The sequence below is a fragment of the Mesorhizobium sp. L-8-10 genome (assembly GCF_016756635.1).
Classification (GTDB): Bacteria; Pseudomonadota; Alphaproteobacteria; order Rhizobiales; family Rhizobiaceae.
Window position 1 is genome coordinate 7,824,597 of sequence record NZ_AP023263.1, and the last position, 16,645, is coordinate 7,841,241.

Genomic DNA, 16,645 nt, shown 5'->3' on the forward strand with positions numbered 1-16,645 from the left:
CAGCCGGGCTTTTATTGCGCCCCCGCCGTTCGGCAAAGCCGCTCACCCTCTCCTCGCGAACGGAGAGAAGGAGGTTCGGCGGCACCGCATCGTCCTTCTCCCGTTTCCAGGGAGAAGGTGCGGCCAGGCGGATGAGGGCGGCTCCTGGCACGAAGCCGCCGAACCGGGTCAAAGCGGCGCTGTCAGCGCCCGCCGATCACGCCGATATAATCCGACACCCAGCGATAATAGGGCACGCATTCGCTCTGGCTGGCGCATTTCGACACCGGCGTCTGCCAGAACCTGATCTTCTCGAAATCGTCCATGCCGTTGGTGGTGCAGCCTTCCTTGGTCTGCATGCCGCGCCCGTCGGTGCAGGCCGCGGGGACCGAGGGGTTGGCGCCGAACCAGACGGACAGATCGCTCTGGAGGTTGGACGACAGCGTGTGTTCCATCCACATATAGGCGCAGTTCGGATTGGCGGCATCGACATGCATCATCGTCGTGTCGGCCCAGCCGGTTGCTCCTTCGACCGGGATGGTCGAGGCGATCGGCTGGTTCTCGCTCTTGAGGATGTTGACCTGGAAAGGCCACGAACCTGACGCGACGACACCTTCGTTCTTGAAATCGTCCATCTGGATGAAGGCGTCGTGCCAGTAGCGTCCGACCAGCTTGCGCTGCTGGCGCAGGAGGTCGAGTGCCGCCTTGTACTGGTCCGCATTGAGCTCATAGGGGCTCTTGATGCCGAGTTCCGGCTTGTTGTGCATCAGGTACTGCGCGGCGTCGGCGACGTGGATCGGCCCGTCATAGGCCTGGACCCGGCCGACATTCGACTTGCCGTCCGGCAGCGTCGTTTCCTCGAAGACCACGCTCCAGCTCTTGGGCGCCTCCTTGAAGACGTCGGTGTTGTACATCAGCACGTTCGGTCCCCACATATAGGGGACCCCGTAGTGGACGCCGTCGACCGTGTGCCAGGGCGCGTCCTTCAAGCGGTCGTCGACGGTCGACCAGCTCTTGATCAGGTCGACATTGACCGGCTGCACGCGCTCGCCGGCGACGAGACGCAGCGAGGCGTCGCCCGACGCCGTGACGAGGTCGAAGCCGCCTTCGTTCATCAGCGCGACCATCTCGTCGGATGTGTTGGCGGTCTTGACATTGACCTTGCAGCCGCTGGCCTCCTCGAACTTGGTGACCCAGTCGAACTTCTTGTCGGTCTCGCCGCGCTCGATGTAGCCGGGCCAGGCGATGATGTTGACCTGACCTTCGGCCGCGCCGATTTCCTTCAGCTGGGCGAAGGCCTGGCCGGGAATGCTGAGCGCGAGCGCGAGCGCCGTGCAGGATTTCAGGAACGATTTCATCGTGACGTCTCCCATTTGAGGAAAACCGCTCTCCATGGCGGCATGATCCCTGGGGAGAAGAGTGCGCGCAAAAGTTCGGTTTCGCAATTTCATTTGCGAGAAGGCCGGAATCGGTTTTTCCGATATCATTTGGAAAGGAGAAAGGGCCGAGCGCCTGGTGGCTCGCGGGTTCGTTCTTCGGGGACTTCGGGCGCCCATCGGCAGCTGAAACTCTTCACGCCGGCGGACGGACAACTGCGCCCCCCAAATTGAACTTTCCCAGATCGACCGCGAAACGTCCTTAGACGATGCGTCACCGATACCAGGACGCCAGCCCCAGGCATGCGAGAAATTCAGTTCGTTCGCGAGTTGGTCCTCGAGGCCTCACGCGTCGTTCATGATCTTCCGGCCAGATCCATCAAATCCTCCAGCAGCTGTCGAATGACCGGAATGTTCATCGAACTTTGCCGGACATAGGCGCCGGTTGACAGCCGGCTGATCGGCGGATTCGTCGGGCGGACAACGAGACCCACGGCTTCGACATATTCTGCGAGTTGCAGCGGAGCCATGAGCTTTGCTCCGAGTTCGCGGGTTAGGTCGAGTGCGGCGGCAAACGAAGTCGAATGCGCGACTATACGTGGCGCGCTCAGACTGTGTTCGGAGAAATAACGGCGCAGCAGAGGTATGTTGTCCGCCGCCCCGCTGTAGGCCACCCAGCTCAAGCCTTCCAGATCCTCCGGGCGCAGGACTGCGTTTTGCGCAGCAGGGTCGTCCGCCGCCATAACGACGGACTGCTCGACTTCGGCCACCGGAATGGCGGTTATCAGCGAGTCCGGCTCCAACGGCTCTATGGCCCCCAGCACCACGTCTATGCGGCCGTCACGCAGCATCGGCAACGTGACGGAATTCTGGTCGGCGATAAGGTCAAAACCCAATGCCGGAAACCGGCTGCGCAGCTGCGCGAAAAGCGGTGCGGCATAGCGCAGGTGAAATAGAGGGCCGGCGCCGACCCGTATCGTTTCGAGCCCCATTCCAGTGAGCGCACGGATTTCCTCCCTGGCCTGATCGTACTCATGTTCGATCCGGCGCGCACGCACAAGAAAGAGCCGTCCGGCCGCAGTCAGGCGCATCCCGCGACGATGGCGCTCGAAGAGTTTGCCGCCTAGATCTTCCTCGAGATTGGCCAGCCGCTTGGTCAATGACGGCTGAGTCAAACCAATCGTGTCAGCCGCCGCAGAGAGATTGGACTCCTTGGCGATCGCCAGAAACGCCCTCAAATTCCGGTCCACCAGCTATTCCTTTTTTCTATCATAGCGGCTTCAAAAATCGATTTTACAGAACCCCTGACTTTTGACAAGTTAATGGCGCCGTACGAAGGGAGGAGTATGTGCGCACGATCTTCGTACTTTTCGATTCATTGAACAGGACCGCGCTCGGTGCCTATGGCAGCAAGGCGATTCCGACGCCGAATTTCGACCGGTTCGCGGAACGGGCTGTCACCTTCGACACCCATTATGTTGGGTCTTTGCCATGCATGCCTGCGCGCCGGGACATGCAGACCGGGCGGCTGAATTTCACACACCGGCCCTGGGGGCCGCTCGAGCCCTTCGACAATTCCTACGCGCAGATCCTGAGTGCCGCGGGCGTCTACACTCATCTGATCTCAGATCATCTGCACTATTTTGAGAATGGCGGCTGGGGTTACTCCCAGGCGTTCGACAGCTGGGAATTTATTCGCGGACAGGAATACGATCCCCTGACGGTGTTGACTGTTCCCCCCGTCGAGCGGATTCGCGAAGCCTTCGATCCTCGCCACTACCCGACGGAAGCGATGGAGGAGGGCCGTACGGCCACGCGCTGGACGTCGCCAAAGGATGTCTGGAAGCGTTCACGCCACGCGATTAACAAGATCGACCCCTGGGAAGATGCTGACTATCCAACGGCAAAATGCTTTGCGCGGGCGTTCGAGTTCCTGAACAGGAACAGCAAAAGCGACGACTGGTTCCTTCAGATCGAGTGCTTCGATCCGCACGAACCTTTCGACGCACCGGACAAGTACAAGGCAAGGTTTGCGACGGGTTACGAGGGCCCCATTCTGGATTGGCCGCTCTACGAGCGATGCACGAATTCAGCCGAAGAGATCGCCGAAATCCGGGCGAATTACGCAGCGGTCGTGGCAATGTGCGACGATCATTTCGGGCGACTGCTTGACTGGATGGATGCAAACGAAGCCTGGGAAGACACTGCGCTGATCCTGACGACCGACCACGGCTACCTGCTTGGCGAGCACGAGTGGTGGGCAAAGAACCGGATGCCTTACTACGAGGAGATCTCGCATATCCCCCTGATGGTCTGGCGCCCTGACAACGGACCCAAAAGCGGTATGAGGGTTTCTGCGCTCACGCAGACAACCGACCTGATGCCGACGATTTTGGGACTGCATGAAGTCGCATCGCCTGAGGAATCGCGCGCACATTCTCTGCTCCCTCTGCTGAAAGGGCGCCCCTCCGGGCGGGACACTGCGATCCTGGGGATGTTCGGAGGTCCCGTGTGCGTGACGGACGGCCGATACGCCTATTTCAGGTTTCCGCTGACCGACGATCCGTCTGCGCTTCCGGTCTACACCCTGATGCCAAGTCATCTGGAAGAGCTGTTTTCAGTCCGGGATCTCGCGACTGCCGAGTTGGTCGAAGCGTTCGATTTCACGAAGGGTGCGCCGATGTTGCGCGTCACGCTGTCGAACAAGGTTGGAGAATCCGGAATGAACATCCTGGCCAACTGGAATGCCGGAAACGTACTTTACGACCTGCTATCCGACCCGGGCCAGACAACACCCATCAAGGCGCCCGAAATCGAAGCGCGCCTGTCAATCGCAATCACCGAGCATTTCGAAGCGCATGATGCGCCGCAGGAACTCTACGCGCATTACGGCCTCACACGCGCCGAAGGAGCGATTCGCGTCGGGCGGTGATCCGCAAGAAAATACCAAAGGAGGAGCGCATGAACCGAAACACCATCATACCGGCATTGGCCACAATTGCCGCCGCTGCCGTCGTCCCGTTGACAGCCCAGGCAGAGGATTTTCCCCAGCGCACGATCGAGTTGATCTTCCCTTGGGGGCCGGGCAACGCCATGTCCAGCAGCCAGATACTCGCCGACGCGATGTCGGACGAGATCGGCGTATCGATCCCGGTCATCTCGACACCCGGCGCATCCGGGACCAAGGCATTCCTCATCGCCATGAACAAGCCGGCCGACGGCTACACCATCATAGACGGCTACGTCGCTCCGCTGGTGCTGCAGCCTGTGCTGGGGAAAGCCGATTGGAACTACAACGATTTCGTCCCGCTTCATGCCGCATTCTCGAACGCATTTGCGCTGGGCACGGCGGCGGGAAATGACCGCTGGGCCAGTTTCGAGGACATGATGCACTACTGCGCGGAGCATCCCGGCGAGTTGCGCTATACGACGGGATCGCGCAACAACCTGCCCCACATGGTTACCGCCAAAGCCTTGCAGAGCTACAATTGTGTGGCTCAAAATATCCCGTACACCGCCAATGCGGACGCCATGTCCGACCTCAAGAACGGCGTGCTTGATTTCGGGTTCATCAATGTTGGCGACTTCCAGCAGAACCCGAAGGATTACAACATCCTGATCGTACTGTCCGAACTGCCGGAAAGTGTGGCCGCGTTTGGCGGAGCGCCTTCTATCGCGGATCTGGATATCGATCTGGGGCTGAGCGGACTCGCACCATTGGGCTGGAACTGGTGGTTGGTCCACAAGGATACCCCGCCGGATCGCCTTGAGATACTGCGCAGGGCGATGAAGGCAGCGATTGAAAGGCCCGAAGTGCAGGCCAAAGCTGAGTCCCTGGGATTCTCATTCCTCAAATGGGACTGGGACAAATATGACGAAATCGTCAGTCCGGTGGCTGATCAGCTGGAAGCGATGGGTAACGCCCTGAAATGGGAAGAAGAACAGCTCGCCAAGCAGTGAATTGTGCTGCAGCGAGACGGAGGATGAGGAGGATAACCGTGACCATCAACAAGGCGCTGGCCGAATGGCTCGTGGTTATCCTCTTTGTCGCCGTGGTCGGACTGGTTTTCCAACAGGCCGCCACGGACATGGCCGCGCAGGGGATCGCCTCTGGTGGTCCCTATGACAACGCGGCTGCCTATCCAAAGACGATCGCCATCGTTCTCGGCATCTTGACCTTCGCTCAAGTGATGATCCAGCTGATCCGCTCCCGGATCGCTCCAGACGACGATGGCAATCCTGTGCCGTTGCGCCAGCTTGTGCGTCCCGCCGCACTGGTTGTCATTTTCGCCGTCTATCTCGGGTGCCTCGACGTGCTCGGCTACCACATCGCGACGCCGATCATGCTCGCGGCGCTGATGGTGCTCAGCGGCATCCGAAGACCTCTGGCGATCCTGCTTCCTGCCATCCTGATTTCGTTCGGTTTTGCCTATGTGTTCGAAGCTTGGCTGAAGATCGTGCTTCCTGGTGGTTTCCTGCACATCAATGTTGCTTGGTGATCCATGCTCACGCAGTCGCTTGCTGCTGGCCTCGACCAGTTTCTCACACCCTTGACCCTGCTGCTCACGACCCTCGGCGTCGTGTTCGGCCTCGTAGTCGGGGCCTTGCCCGGTCTGGGACCTCTCATGGGCATCGTCTTGATGTTGCCCTTCGCGGTCGACCTGCCGCCGGTCTCGGCCATGGGCTTCCTTATTGCGATAGGTGTCGGCGGCTCCTGTGGAGGCTCGATTTCAGCCATCCTCCTGCGAATTCCGGGAACTCCGCTCGCCGCCGCCACCCTTTTCGATGGCTATCCGCTTGCACAGAAGGGCCGGGCAGCCGACGCGATCGGAATTGCGATTTCGGCTTCGGCACTCGGGGGCCTGTTCGGCGGATTGGTGCTGATCCTGACAGCGCCGGTTCTTGCCGATTTCGCTTCCAATTTCGCGCCGCCGGAATATGCGATGCTGGCCCTTACCGGGCTGACCGCCATCGCGGTAGTGTCTGACGGATCGCTTCTCAAGGGGCTCATGACCGGCTCTCTGGGGCTCTTGATTGCAACAATCGGAACCGACGAGTTTTCGACGGGCTTCCGTTTCACCTTCGGCATTTACGAGTTGCTGAACGGCTTCCACATCGTCGCCATCGTTGTGGGCATTTTCGCGATCTCCGAGATGGCACATCAGGTTCATGCGGGTGGCCTGAACGACAAGCCTAATGTAAGCCTCGTGCGGCCAGGCTTCCGGACCCTAGGCATGACGCTTCTACACTGGAAGAATTTGCTCCGCTCCTCGACGATCGGCGCGGCCTTTGGCGCGCTTCCGGGCGTGGGTGGGACAATCTCAAGCTTTGCCGCGTATGCCGTCGCCAAGGCGCTCTCCAGACCTGAAGAAGGCTACGGAGCGGGAGCGGAAGGCGGTGTGGTGGCAACTGAGAGCGCCAACAACGCGACAGTCGGTGGCGCCCTCGTGCCCACAATGGCGCTCGGTATCCCCGGCGAGGCTTCGTCGGCAGTACTGATCGGGGCCATGCTCATCCTCGGCTTCTTTCCGGGTCCGGCGCTGTTTGCGCAGCAGCCCGAGATTGCTGGAGGCGTCTTCCTCGTCTATCTCTTTTCCAACGTCTCGCTGCTGGTCGTTGGAATACTGGCGACCCCTGTCTTCGTCTGGGTCCTGCGGCTTCGGAAGAGCTATCTCATTCCGATCATTCTGCTCCTCTGTGCCATCGGCACATTCGCTCTGCAGAGTTCGGTTTTCGATTTGTGGGTGATGATGGGATTCGGGTTGTTGGGCCTGGCGCTGCGAAATGCTGGTTACCCGCTTGCGCCGCTGGTGATCGGCGTGATTCTCGGCCCGCTTCTGGAGAACAATCTTCGCCGCGCACTGCTGATTTCGCGTGAGGGTTACTGGATATTCGTCGACCGGCCTGTCTCGCTGGCTCTGGTGGTCGCGAATGGCGCTCTTATCGCTTGTGCCGTCTATTGGGCCATCCGCCGTCGGACCAGCCGCGATGCCACACCTTTGGCGGAAGCCGGGGGTTGATTGTCTTGACCCGAAATCCACTCCAACTTTAACGGCCATCTGGACCTTGGTCGCGAAGATGCCGTTGGCCGCGATGGGCATGCTGCTGCCAAACCGCCGCTCTGCAAGCGGTGACCAGCTTGCTTGCTCCTCTGGCGGGTGCCGCAGTCAGGTTCAGAACCCGGTTGGTGTCAGTTCGCACAACAGGGACACAACAACCCAGTCTTCAACGTCTCGCACCACCCGACGACTTCCCCTGGCCCACGATGAACATCTATCTGCCGGTCGCCGAACTCTCGCTCAACGTTTTCTTCCTGGCCGGGATCGGCGGTGCGGTGGGTTTTCTATCCGGGCTGTTTGGCGTCGGCGGTGGGTTCCTTCTGACGCCGCTGCTGATCTTTTCGGGCGTTCCGACCTCGGTGGCGGTCGCCTCGGTCACCGGACAGGTGGTGGCCGCCTCGACATCGGGCGCGCTCAGTCACTATCGGCGCGGCGGCATTGACCTGCACCTGGCGCTCTATCTCATCAGAACTGGTTTGCACCGCCTCGTCCGGTGAATGCCCTCACCATCAGAGCGTTCATGCAGCATGCCAAGGTCGGCAGGAAACGTCAGCCAAGTTGCGCGATGCCGGGCAGATGGGCGCGGCCTTTGCACAGCACCAGCGGGTCATGCCTCGGGACAACCATGTAGCCCCGGCTTTCGAAGTCCCGAAGTTAGGCAAAGCCCTCCAGCATTGCGGGTGGGTCCACGACAATGGGGAAGTGCGCATGTTGCTTGTCACGTTGTGTCCGCTTGTCGCGGGCTGTCGATCCGAACCGGACTGTCGGGAGTCGGCCCCCGATCAAGACGTCGCGACTTCCTGAACGAGATGTCTGCTCCTTGGCGCATTGCGGTCCTGTATCGGTTCAGGATTTCGTGTAGTCCAAAATCATGAATCAACATTGGCAGGAGAACTTGTCCATTTGTATTCGGCGATCTGCATCGCCGCTGTCGTTATCTTCTGGCCCTGACCGATGAGTACCGAGCCTCGACAGTTCTGCGTGGCTTCGTGTGGTCGCTCCACCCTACCTCTGCCGCACCGCCCGGTGGGACTGCGCGATGCCGATGAAATCGCGCGCGGTCTGCGACAGGCCGGAGCCGCGGCGCCAGACCATGCCGACCTGCACCATCGGCAGCGCGCCGGAAATGTCGCGGGATTCGATGCGGTCGCCTTCGAGCGACCAGGGCCGGTAGACGAGGTCGGGCAGGAGCGCCACGCCGGCGCCTGTCGCCACCAGGCTGCGGACCGCCTCGACGGAACGTGTGCGGAAGGCGACATGCGGCCGCGCGCCGAGCGCCATCAGGAGCTTGCCGGTATTCTCCTCGATCTCGTCGACGGTGAGCATGATCAGCGGCTCGGCCGCGATGTCGTTGATGCCGATGATGTCGGCGCCGGCGAGATGATGGCCGAGCGGCAGCCACAGGCGATAGGGCGAGACCTCGAGGATTTCGGCCTGCAGCGCCATGCGGTCGCGCAAATTGGAGATGACCATGACGGCCACGTCGAGCTCGCCGCCGACCAGCAGATGCTCGAGATAGTCGCCGTTGTCCTCGATGGCCGAGACATCGACGGCCGGAAAGGCGCGCCGGTAGCGGGCGAGGAGATCGGACAGGACGTAGCCCGCCACCAGCGAGGTGACGCCGAGTTGCAGCCTGCCGCCGACGATCTCCTGGTCGCGGGAGAAGGCCAGCCGCGCATCGGAGACATCGGCCAGGATCTTGGTGGCATGGCGCAGGAACTGGTGGCCCTTGTGGGTGACGGTGAGGCCGCGCGGGTGACGCTCGAAAAGTTCGACGCCGAGATCGCCTTCGAGCTCCTTGATCGCCTCGGTGACGGAGGATTGCGAGATCGACAGGTTCTGCGCGGCGCGCGAGACGGTGCCCTGCTCGGCCACCGCCACGAAATACTGCAACTGCCGGAGGGTGAATGCCATCGCCCGACTAAACACGGGCGTGATCGGATTGGAAAGAGGCGTCAGCCCATCCTGCGCGTCAGCCGCGCGCGCCGCGCCACGGGAAGCCGGCCGAAAGCGCCAAGCCGCAGCGAGGCCAGGAAGGTGATCTCAACGACGAGGACGAGGACCATGATGCGCAAGCCGACTTCGGCCGGCTTCCGGCCGGCCTCACGCATCAGATAGCCGGCGAGAAGGAAACCGGCATTCCACAGAAGGATGCCGAGCAGGCTGGCGACGGCGAAGGCGGCAGGCGCAGCGCCCCGGCCGCCAACGGCAGGTCGTTGCGCACCGTCGGAACGAGCTGCGCGGCCAGGGAGACGCGGAAGTGGTTGCGCCGGTAGGCGTCCGCCAGCCTGCGATAGGTTTCGAGGCGCAGGAATTTCCCGAAGCGCTCCGCCAGCGCGTCGGCGCGTTCGGTTCCCAGCCGATGGCCCAGCCCGTACCGGAACAGCGCGCCGACGCCGGAGCCCGGCATCGTCACCGCGAGCGGCACGGCCAGCGCACGGCCGTTGGAGCCGACGTCATGCCGAGGAAGAGCAGCAGGACATGGGAGGGCGGCACGGGCAGGATCTTTTCCGCAAGGGCCAGCAGTCCGACACCGAACAGGCCGAGGCCCAATACGGAGGACAGGTGATCCATCATGCGTAGCGCCAGTCCCATCGCGCGGTCGTGTTCATGCGCGAGATACAATAAGCGGTTGCAGGAGGGAAGTTGCGCAACGTCGAGCCGACGCGCCTCACCTCGAGGTCGAGACGGTCGAGAACCACCTGATCGATCGGACAACGGCGGCCATAGGTGAACTGGTAGAGGGCGCCACCTGCCCGCATATTGGCGAAGACGCCTTCGAGGATCGCCATTGCCTTGCGCGGCGGGATGAGCCTGAAAGGCAGGCCGCTGACGGCGGCGCCGACCACGGGCCGATCGAAGAGCGGCAGAGCGCGGATCGACGCGGCGTCGCATTCGACGATACGCGCTGTGGGGAAACGGCGGCGCAGCAGGGCCGCGAAATCCGCATCGGCCTCGACGAGTGTCAGGTCCTCCTCCTTAACCCCGCGCGCCAACAAAGCGCGGGTGAAGGCGCCGGTGCCTGGCCCCAGTTCGAGCACGGGGCCCGCCGCGGCATCGACCTCATGCGTCATCAACGCGGCGAGGGTCGCCCCCGACGGCGCGACCGAGCCGACCCGCAGCGGTGCGGCGGCCCAGGCCATGAGAAAGGACAAGGTATCGCTTGCCGACATTTTCGATCCCCATGCATTCCGGCTTGGGCGAATCGCCCGTCATCGTCGCTGCGCCATTTGCAGCGGCTGCATTGCGGAGGCATTGCGTCGGGCCCGCATTCGCGGCATCAGACTGCCTTCCATGGCGACGATCGGCGCAATGCTTCCGCAATGTTGGTTCGCTACAGCGTGTTGCGTGAAAACGGATCACGGTACGCGACAGTAGTCGGGACCGCATGACATGCTGGATACATCGAAGGTCGGGAGTGCTAGGACTCACCACATCATGGCGCCCTCGGCTACCCGAGGCCTGGATCAATTCCAGCAAAAGTGCGCAGCGGTTTGGCGTCCCGGAAACAGCGCCGCCCTATCTTCGTCATTCTCGGGCCCGAGCCTACGCGAAGCGTGGGCGAGGTGACCCGAGAATCCATGCCGTGAAATCGCGGACGACTGCTTCGGTGCAAAGCGGGCTTGGGCAGGTGGATAGGGGAGCCATCCTCTTCCTCGACCGTCTCCGGCCTTCGGGTCGGTCACGGCATGGATCCACGGGTCATCGCGCCCTGCGCTTCGCTGCGTGCGCTCGCCCGTGGATGACGAAGCGGATATGTTGCCGCCCGCGACCATTCTGTCGTGTACTGTGAAAGGATTCACGCAACACACTGTAGGTCTTTGATTTGACGCATGTCTTTGTCCCGAAACCGGTACCCGCTTTCGGGAGACATGCTTTGGCCGGCCACGGCCGAAGCTGCCCGATCGCGAATCGTGGCGGGAATCCGGATCCGCATGAGTGCCGCGCGCCCCCCGCGGAGCAGGGTCACAACGCGTAAGGAATAAGACATGCGTATCTTGCTCGTCGAAGATCAGCCCGAGATGGTGTCGGCACTGCGCGCGGCCCTGAAGCGGCACGACATGGTTGTCGACCATGCCGGCTCGCTGGAGGCCGCGGAGGATTTCGTCAGCATCGACACCTACGACGCCATCCTGCTCGACCGGCAGTTGCCCGACGGCGACGGCCTGTCGCTGCTGCCCAAACTGCGCAGCAAGGGCAATGCGACGCCGGTGCTGATGCTGACGGCTCGCGGCGATATCGCCGACAAGGTGGAAGGCCTCGACATGGGCGCCGACGACTATCTGGCGAAACCCTTCGCCTTCGAGGAACTGCTGGCGCGCATGCGCGCGCTGCTGCGGCGTCCGACCTCGATCCAGTCGCAGTCGATCCGCGCCGGCCATCTGGTGTTCGATTTCGGTCACCGCGAGGCCTCGGTGCGCGGCGAAGCGCTGCCGCTGCCGCGTCGCGAACTGCTCGTGCTGGAGGCGCTGGTTCGGCGAATGGGACGCATGGTGGTGCGCGGCGCCCTGATGGAGGCGGTGTTCGGCCTCGACGACGAGATCCAGTCCAACGCGCTCGACGCCCATGTGTCGCGCCTGCGCCGCAAGCTTGCCGATACCGACAGCGGGCTGACCATCAACGGCGTGCGCGGCGTCGGCTACCTTCTGCGCGAGACGCCATGAATTTCAGACGTTTGCTGAGGCGCCCACGCTCGCTCAAATGGCGCCTGGTCTGGCGCATGGTGCTGCTGCAGGTGGTGCTTCTCACCTTGCTGGTCGCGCTGATCCTGGGGGCCTTCCTGGTGACTGGCTGGATTCCCCAGAACTATGAGGGCCGCGCGCTCGACGTGTTGACAAAGCAGGTGCGGCGCGACGCCGATGGCGAACTCGTGCTGAAGGACGGCAGCGACCTTGCCGAGCTGCGCGAGGAGGTCCCCGACCTCTGGTTCATCATCCGCGACGAAGAAGGCCACCGGCTGTCGGAAGGCACCGTCCCGCCGCAGTTCACCAGGATGGCCGCAGCGCTCGACCATATCGACAGCGCCAAGCTGGTGTGGAAGCTCGGCACCACCCTGCCCGCGGCCGTGGTGCAATGGTTCGACACCAAGGCCGGGCGGGTGCAGATCTTCACCGGCGCACAAGGCCGCTTCCGCATCACCGCGCTGCTGGCGGTGACGCCGGAGCTCTTCGTGCAGGTCATCCTGCCGATCGGCGGCATCATGGCGCTGGCGTCGCTGGTGACGATCCCGCTGGTGGTGCGCGGCATCCTGACTGGACTTCGCCGGGCGGCGGCCCGCGCCGAACACATCGACATCGAGAAACGCGGGGTCAGGCTGCCGACGGCGGGCATCCCGACCGAGATCGAACCGCTGGTCAAGGCGGTCAACGGCGCGCTCGACCGGCTCGACGCCGGCTATGAACGGCACAGACGCTTCCTCACCGACGCCGCGCATGAGTTGCGCACGCCGGTCGCGATCCTCAACACGCGCATCGCGTCGCTGCCGCCGACATCGGAGCGCTCCCGGCTGCAGCAGGATGCGGCGCGGCTTTCCACACTGACCGACCAGCTCCTCGACATCCAGCGGCTGGACCGACGGTCGGAACCGTTCCAGCCGGTCGATCTCGTGGCAGCGGCGCATGGCGTGGTCGCCGACCTCGCGCCGATGGCCTTCGGCGCCGGGTACGACATGTCCTTCGACGCCGCTCCCGGGCGGATCGTTACGACGGGCGACCGCATGTCGATCGAAAGGGCGGTAACCAATCTCGTCCAGAACGCGATCGAGCATGGCGGCAACGGCGGCAAGATCACGATCAGCGTGGCGGCGCCCGCCGTCATCGCGGTCTCCGACGAAGGCGAAGGCGTGCCGCAGGCCGAACGCGAGAAGATCTTCCAGCCCTTCTACCGGCTGCGCCAACGCGACCAGGGCGCGGGCCTCGGCCTCAACCTGGTAGCGGAAATCATGCAGATGCATGGCGGCCGCGTCGAGCTGAACGATGTACAGCCGAAGGGCGCCTGCTTCCGCATGATCTTCAGGCCGGAACGGACCGCCTGATCCCGGCTCAGCCTCCCACCGCCACGACGCGGACGCCGGCCGCCTCGAGCGCGGCGGCGATATCGGCCGGCGGCGCCCGGTCGGTGACCAGTTCGCCGACGCCCGAAAAGTCGCAGACCTGAACGAGGCCGTGCTTGCCGAACTTGCTGTGGTCGGTGACGACCAGCGTGCGCTGGCCGCGCGACAGAACCTTGCGCGCGAACTCCGCCTCTTCGAGCTCGTAGTCCATGATGCCGTGTACTGCGTCGACCGCACCGGCCGAGATCACCGCATGCGTCACGCTGAACCGCCCGACAAAATCGATCGCCGAGACACCGAAGGCCGCGCCGCTGTCGCTGCGCAGCTCGCCCCCGGCCATATAGACCTTGTTGCCGTTCACCGTCGCCAGGGTGCGCGCGATATCGGAGGAATTCGTCACCACGGTGAGCCGGCGGTGGCCCGTCAGTTCGCGCGCCAGGTAGCTGGTCGTCGTGCCGGTATCCAGCATAACGGACTCGCCGTCGCGGATCGTCGCCGCGACCTGTCGCGCGATCGCACGCTTGGCGCCGGCATGCTCGCGCATGCGGCGTTCGAACGGCGCCTCTCCGGCAAGAGCGGGCAGGCCGACCGCGCCATGCATCTTGACGATCGCGCCATCCCTGGAGAGCGGCTTGACGTCGCGGCGCACCGTTTCCAGCGAAACGCCGAGCCGGTCGGCCAGGCTGGCGATGGTGACCGTGCCCTCCTCCTGGAGCAGACGCAGGATTTCGGCGTGACGCTTCGAGTGGTTCATGTGCCTTCGCCCCTGGAGCCCTGCCCGTCCGAACGGTCGCGCGCTCCGTCCATTTGAATTCGCCCGCCCCGGTGCGGGCCCGGCGAAGATCGGTTGCGATTCCCGCCAGCCCGACGCGATGGCCATTGACCGGTTCTTTCGCTTCTTGAATGGCAGAAGAACGGCATCCAGTCAAAAAATCACAAAAAGCCTCGGATGCGCGTTGACAAGCGCGTTGACCCTGCGTGACATTGCAAGCCGTGACGGGCCTGCGGGGAAAGTCGCCGCAAGAGCGACCAGGCCAAGCATGCACCATGGAAAAGCTGGAATCTCCAGTGGGCGAGCAGGAGGATCAAGATGCTTTCGCGCAATCGCATGGCCGGCGCCGCGCTCGGGGCGGTCGCCCTTTGCACGGCTTTCTCGCATTCGCCCGCCTGGGCGCAGGAATCGACGGATCCGATCAAGCTGACGCTGCACGACTGGACGGGGCAGCTCATCACCACCAACATCATGGGCGAGGTGCTCAAGAAGGCCGGCTACAACGTGGAGTATGTGCAGGCCGACTATCTGGCGCAGTTTGCGGGCCTCGAAGCGGGCGACCTGCATGTCGCGATGGAGATGTGGGAGACCACCGGCCGCGAGGCCATGGACGCGGCGACGGCCACCGGCAAAGTCGAGAATTTCGGACCGACCGGAATGAAGGCCAAGGAGGAATGGTGGTTCCCCGACTATATGAAGGAAAAGTGCCCGGGCCTGCCGAACTGGGAAGCGCTGAAGGACGAGACCTGCGCCGAAGCCTTCTCGACGGCCGAGACCGCGCCGAAGGGGCGCTATCTCGGCGGGCCGGTCACCTGGGGCGGGTTCGACGACGAACGCGTGGAGGCGCTCGGCCTGCCCGTCGAAGTGATCCATGCCGGCACGGATGCCGCGCTCTTTGCGGAGCTGGAGAGCGCCTATCAGCGGCAGGCGCCGATCCTGCTCTGGGTCTACGCGCCGCATTGGGCCCCTGTGAAGTACAAGGGCCAATGGGTCGAATTCCCCGAATTCACGAAGGAGTGCTACGCCGACCCGAAATGGGGCTCGAACCCCGATGCGCTCTATGACTGCGGCAAGCCGCATGGCGATATCTGGAAGGTCGGCTGGGCCGGCGTGAAGGACAAGTGGCCGGGCGCCTACAATGCGATCAAGGCCTTCATGATCGACAATGACGAGATGGGCCAGATGATCACCAAGGTGGATCTCGACGGTAAGAAGGTCGAGGATGTGGTGGCCGAATGGATCGGCGCCAACGAGGCGCGCTGGTCGGAGTGGATCAAGAAATAGGCTGCGGCCGATCAGAGACTTCGCAGCCGTGTCCCTTCGACCTTCTGGACGTCCCGGGCCCGCGGGAATGTGCGGCTCGGGGCGAGCGCCCCTTGGGGAGCAGCATCCATGACCGCTGCTCCCAAGCTGGTATGCCGCAATGTCTGGAAGGTGTTCGGCGCAGGTGCGGCCGAGTTCCTGGCCGGGAACGGGAACCCTTCTCCCGACCAGCTCGGCGCGGCCGGGCTGGTCGGCGCCGTTCGCGCGGTGGAGCTCGAAGTCCGCAGCGGCGAGATCTTCGTGATCATGGGCCTGTCGGGATCCGGCAAGTCGACGCTCGTGCGCTGCCTTTCGCGCCTGGTCGAACCGACGGCAGGCGAGATCCTGTTCAACGGCGAGAACCTGCTGGCGGCCAGCGAGACGCGGATGATCGAGATCCGCCGCCACCAGATGGGCATGGTGTTCCAGAACTTCGCCCTGCTGCCGCATCTGTCGGTGCTCGCCAATGTGGCGTTTCCGCTCGAGGTGCAGGGTATCGGCCGCCCGGAGCGCGAAGCCCGCGCGGCCAGGATGATCGAGCTGGTCGGCCTCTCCGGCAAGGAAACGGCCTTTCCGCGCGAGCTTTCCGGCGGACAGCAGCAGCGTGTCGGCATTGCCCGCTCGCTCGCAGTCGAACCCGAATTGTGGTTCCTCGACGAGCCCTTCTCGGCGCTCGATCCGCTGATCCGCCGCGAGATGCAGGACGAGTTCGTCCGCCTGCAGTCGCAGCTCAAGAAGACCATCGTCTTCATCACCCACGATTTCGACGAGGCGATCAGGGTGGCCGACCGCATCGCCGTCATGCGCGACGGGGCGGTGGTCCAGGCCGGCACGCCCGAGGACATCGTGCTCAGCCCCGCAACGCCCTATGTCGCCGAGTTCACGCGCAACGTGCCGAAAGCCAAGGTGGTCAGGGCGGCTTCGCTCATGAAGCCTGACGGCGGCGCGCCGTCCGAGCCGGCGATCGCCGAACGGGCAACGATCGCCGAGGCGGCGCCGCTCTTCGCCGCCGGGATGACGCATCTGCGGGTTGTCGACACGTCAGGCAGGACCGTCGGCAGGCTCGACCGCGACGACGTCGTCGACGTGATGATGCGAGGCTGAC

The 16,645-nt window shown here is 63.4% G+C and carries 16 protein-coding genes and 1 pseudogene; 9 read left to right on the forward strand and 8 right to left on the reverse strand.

Annotated elements, in window-relative coordinates; translation table 11 throughout:
- Positions 1-182 precede the first annotated feature (182 nt).
- Positions 183-1,337 (reverse strand): ABC transporter substrate-binding protein, encoded by a 1,155-nt coding sequence (locus JN280_RS36355; protein WP_202309019.1) that lies wholly within the window; start codon positions 1,335-1,337, stop codon positions 183-185.
- Positions 1,338-1,711: 374 nt separating this feature from the next.
- Positions 1,712-2,605, reverse strand: coding sequence for a LysR family transcriptional regulator (locus tag JN280_RS36360; RefSeq protein ID WP_202309020.1), 894 nt, complete (start codon positions 2,603-2,605; stop codon positions 1,712-1,714).
- A 98-nt stretch (positions 2,606-2,703) separates the two neighbouring features.
- Here JN280_RS36360 and JN280_RS36365 point away from each other — a divergent pair, with 98 nt between their 5' ends.
- The 5 genes and pseudogenes from JN280_RS36365 to JN280_RS36385 form a co-directional block, all read left to right on the forward strand.
- A complete protein-coding gene (locus JN280_RS36365) occupies positions 2,704-4,287 on the forward strand; it encodes a sulfatase (protein WP_202309021.1) in 1,584 nt (527 codons plus the stop codon).
- 29 nt (positions 4,288-4,316) lie between these two features.
- Positions 4,317-5,315 (forward strand): Bug family tripartite tricarboxylate transporter substrate binding protein, encoded by a 999-nt coding sequence (locus JN280_RS36370; protein ID WP_202309022.1) that lies wholly within the window; start codon positions 4,317-4,319, stop codon positions 5,313-5,315.
- A gap of 38 nt (positions 5,316-5,353) precedes the next feature.
- Positions 5,354-5,854 (forward strand): tripartite tricarboxylate transporter TctB family protein, encoded by a 501-nt coding sequence (locus JN280_RS36375; protein ID WP_202309023.1) that lies wholly within the window; start codon positions 5,354-5,356, stop codon positions 5,852-5,854.
- Between the two features lie 3 nt (positions 5,855-5,857).
- Positions 5,858-7,375, forward strand: coding sequence for a tripartite tricarboxylate transporter permease (locus JN280_RS36380; protein ID WP_202309024.1), 1,518 nt, complete (start codon positions 5,858-5,860; stop codon positions 7,373-7,375).
- A 245-nt stretch (positions 7,376-7,620) separates the two neighbouring features.
- Positions 7,621-7,893: pseudogene (locus JN280_RS36385) on the forward strand (TSUP family transporter); the annotation flags it as partial.
- 526 nt (positions 7,894-8,419) lie between these two features.
- Here the strand turns inward: JN280_RS36385 and JN280_RS36390 are convergent.
- The 5 genes from JN280_RS36390 to JN280_RS36400 are packed head-to-tail and all read right to left on the reverse strand — an operon-like array spanning position 8,420 to position 10,587.
- The gene (locus JN280_RS36390) at positions 8,420-9,328 is read right to left on the reverse strand and encodes a LysR substrate-binding domain-containing protein (RefSeq protein ID WP_202309025.1); all 909 of its coding nucleotides are present in this window, start codon (positions 9,326-9,328) and stop codon (positions 8,420-8,422) included.
- Between the two features lie 41 nt (positions 9,329-9,369).
- On the reverse strand, positions 9,370-9,525 hold the full coding sequence (locus JN280_RS39850) for a hypothetical protein (protein ID WP_244742600.1): 156 nt from the start codon (positions 9,523-9,525) through the stop codon (positions 9,370-9,372).
- Positions 9,525-9,842 carry a hypothetical protein gene (locus JN280_RS39855; RefSeq protein WP_244742603.1) on the reverse strand — a complete coding sequence of 106 codons (318 nt, stop codon included), beginning with the start codon at positions 9,840-9,842 and terminating at the stop codon, positions 9,525-9,527. The genes JN280_RS39850 and JN280_RS39855 overlap by 1 nt, the downstream gene beginning before the upstream one ends.
- Positions 9,827-9,991: a hypothetical protein gene (locus JN280_RS39860; RefSeq protein ID WP_244742606.1), complete on the reverse strand. Its 165-nt coding sequence runs from the start codon at positions 9,989-9,991 to the stop codon at positions 9,827-9,829. Before JN280_RS39860 ends, JN280_RS39855 begins: the two co-directional genes overlap by 16 nt.
- Entirely contained in the window at positions 9,988-10,587 is a 600-nt protein-coding gene (locus JN280_RS36400) for a class I SAM-dependent methyltransferase (protein WP_202309026.1), read from the reverse strand. The genes JN280_RS39860 and JN280_RS36400 overlap by 4 nt, the downstream gene beginning before the upstream one ends.
- Before the next feature lie 816 nt (positions 10,588-11,403).
- Between JN280_RS36400 and JN280_RS36405 the strand changes: the two genes are divergently transcribed.
- Both JN280_RS36405 and JN280_RS36410 read left to right on the forward strand, forming a co-directional pair.
- Entirely contained in the window at positions 11,404-12,078 is a 675-nt protein-coding gene (locus JN280_RS36405) for a response regulator transcription factor (protein ID WP_202309027.1), read from the forward strand.
- A complete protein-coding gene (locus tag JN280_RS36410) occupies positions 12,075-13,448 on the forward strand; it encodes a sensor histidine kinase (RefSeq protein ID WP_202309028.1) in 1,374 nt (457 codons plus the stop codon). The genes JN280_RS36405 and JN280_RS36410 overlap by 4 nt, the downstream gene beginning before the upstream one ends.
- 7 nt (positions 13,449-13,455) lie before the next feature.
- Here JN280_RS36410 and JN280_RS36415 read toward each other — a convergent pair whose 3' ends face one another.
- On the reverse strand, positions 13,456-14,220 hold the full coding sequence (locus JN280_RS36415) for a DeoR/GlpR family DNA-binding transcription regulator (RefSeq protein ID WP_202309029.1): 765 nt from the start codon (positions 14,218-14,220) through the stop codon (positions 13,456-13,458).
- Between the two features lie 336 nt (positions 14,221-14,556).
- Here JN280_RS36415 and JN280_RS36420 point away from each other — a divergent pair, with 336 nt between their 5' ends.
- Positions 14,557-15,522, forward strand: coding sequence for an ABC transporter substrate-binding protein (locus JN280_RS36420; RefSeq protein WP_202309030.1), 966 nt, complete (start codon positions 14,557-14,559; stop codon positions 15,520-15,522).
- Between the two features lie 108 nt (positions 15,523-15,630).
- Complete coding sequence (locus JN280_RS36425; RefSeq protein WP_202309031.1) at positions 15,631-16,644, forward strand: quaternary amine ABC transporter ATP-binding protein; 1,014 nt, start codon at positions 15,631-15,633, stop codon at positions 16,642-16,644.
- The last annotated feature ends 1 nt before the right edge of the window (position 16,645 follow it).

Excerpts from the sequence above, each read along its gene's own strand:
- JN280_RS36405 (WP_202309027.1), top strand. The coding sequence starts at position 11,404 with ATGCGTATCTTGCTCGTCGAAGATCAGCCCGAGATGGTGTCGGCACTG.
- JN280_RS36425 (WP_202309031.1), top strand. The coding sequence starts at position 15,631 with ATGACCGCTGCTCCCAAGCTGGTATGCCGCAATGTCTGGAAGGTGTTC.
- JN280_RS36380 (WP_202309024.1), top strand. The coding sequence starts at position 5,858 with ATGCTCACGCAGTCGCTTGCTGCTGGCCTCGACCAGTTTCTCACACCC.
- JN280_RS39850 (WP_244742600.1), bottom strand. The coding sequence starts at position 9,525 with ATGCGTGAGGCCGGCCGGAAGCCGGCCGAAGTCGGCTTGCGCATCATG.
- JN280_RS36410 (WP_202309028.1), top strand. The coding sequence starts at position 12,075 with ATGAATTTCAGACGTTTGCTGAGGCGCCCACGCTCGCTCAAATGGCGC.
- JN280_RS39860 (WP_244742606.1), bottom strand. The coding sequence starts at position 9,991 with ATGATGGATCACCTGTCCTCCGTATTGGGCCTCGGCCTGTTCGGTGTC.
- JN280_RS36420 (WP_202309030.1), top strand. The coding sequence starts at position 14,557 with ATGCTTTCGCGCAATCGCATGGCCGGCGCCGCGCTCGGGGCGGTCGCC.
- JN280_RS36370 (WP_202309022.1), top strand. The coding sequence starts at position 4,317 with ATGAACCGAAACACCATCATACCGGCATTGGCCACAATTGCCGCCGCT.
- JN280_RS36390 (WP_202309025.1), bottom strand. The coding sequence starts at position 9,328 with ATGGCATTCACCCTCCGGCAGTTGCAGTATTTCGTGGCGGTGGCCGAG.
- JN280_RS36355 (WP_202309019.1), bottom strand. The coding sequence starts at position 1,337 with ATGAAATCGTTCCTGAAATCCTGCACGGCGCTCGCGCTCGCGCTCAGC.
- JN280_RS36415 (WP_202309029.1), bottom strand. The coding sequence starts at position 14,220 with ATGAACCACTCGAAGCGTCACGCCGAAATCCTGCGTCTGCTCCAGGAG.
- JN280_RS36400 (WP_202309026.1), bottom strand. The coding sequence starts at position 10,587 with ATGTCGGCAAGCGATACCTTGTCCTTTCTCATGGCCTGGGCCGCCGCA.